Here is a 1377-nt window from a genome sequence, read left to right as displayed (position 1 = left end):
TGAGATAGCCCCCCAAATCCCCGGACCCGTCCTATCGCTTATCTTTAAAGATAGGAGTAGGACTGTGAGTACGACTAGGCATACGGACACTGTTGAAGTCATCTTGAAAGACCAGCGCCGCAGGCGCTGGTCCCCCGCGGAGAAAGCAGCGCTGGTGCGGCGCACCTATGAACCTGGCATGAGCGTGTCGCTGGTGGCACGCCAGGAAGGCGTTGCAGCCAGCTTGCTGTTTCAGTGGAGAAAGCTCGATCGCCAAGGCGCCCTGACGGCCGTCAGTGCCGGCGAGGCTGTGGTGCCGGCATCGGAGCTGGCCGCAGCCCGGGTCGAGATTGCCAAGCTGCAGCGGGTGCTGGGCAAGAAGACCCTGGAGAACGAGATCCTCAAGGAAGCCGTGGAGTACGCCGCCGAAAAAAAGTGGATTGCGCGCTCGCCCTTGTTGCCCGGGGACGACCAATGAAGACGGTCTGCCGGGCACTGGGTGTGGCGCGCTCGCATGTGCATGAGCGGCATCACCGCAGCGAGGACTGGCGCGATGGCCGCAAGGGGCGCGCGCCAGCGGGTGATGCACTGTTGCTGGCCGAGATCCGCCAGCAGATCACCGACTTACCCAGCTACGGCTATCGACGTGCCTGCGCCCTGGTCAACCGCCAGCGCAGTGCACTGGGAGGCACACGGGTCAATCCCAAGCGCGCCTACCGCGTGATGGCACAGGCCGGGTTGCTGCTGCCCAAGGCTCCCCGGCGACGCCAGTCCAGCCGAACGCACGAAGGCACCGTGGCGGTTGGGCACAGCGATACGCGCTGGTGCTCCGATGGCTTGGAGATCAAGTGCGACTCGGGTCAGACGGTGACGACCACGTTCGCCAAGGACTGCTGTGACCGCGAAGTGATCGCCTGGCGCGCCTGGGAGGGCAAGGGGTTGCCCGGTGAACCGGTGCGCGAAATGCTGATCGAGGCAGTGGAGAAGCGCTTTGGATCGGTGGAGGCGGTACCTGCCGATCACTGGCTGGAATTCCTCAGCGACAACGGCAGTGCGTACATCGCCGCAGACACACGTGCGATGGCGCGTTCACTGGGGCTCAAGCCGATCAACACCCCAGTGTGCAGCCCGCAGAGCAACGGCATGGCAGAGAGCTTCGTCAACACATTCAAGCGCGACTACGTGGCCCGGATGGACCTGAGCGACGCGGCGACGGTGCTGGCGCAGTTGCCGGCCGCCTTCGAGCACTTCAACGAGGTCCATCCACACTCGTCGTTGAAAATGCGTTCACCCAGAGAGTTCCGGCGGCATCAGGCCGCCCAGGCACGCCGCTCACCCGTCAAGGACGCGGCGTTACGTTGCGAATAGGACGGGTCCGGGAATACGGGGGCAAGATCA

Annotated in this window: 1 protein-coding gene; it reads left to right on the top strand. The window is 64.2% G+C overall.

Features of this window, described 5'->3' with window-relative positions:
• Positions 1-64 precede the first annotated feature (64 nt).
• A protein-coding gene (locus M3149_RS22590; protein WP_251711601.1) for an IS3 family transposase occupies positions 65-1347 on the top strand; the annotation gives its coding sequence in 2 pieces (ribosomal slippage) (positions 65-401 and positions 401-1347; 1284 coding nt in all).
• Positions 1348-1377: the final 30 nt, after the last annotated feature.

The organism is Hydrogenophaga intermedia (assembly GCF_023715105.1).
Lineage (GTDB): Bacteria > Pseudomonadota > Gammaproteobacteria > Burkholderiales > Burkholderiaceae_C > Hydrogenophaga > Hydrogenophaga intermedia_A.
Note: the sequence above shows the minus strand (reverse complement) of the source record. Positions and strands in the feature narration are given on the sequence as shown.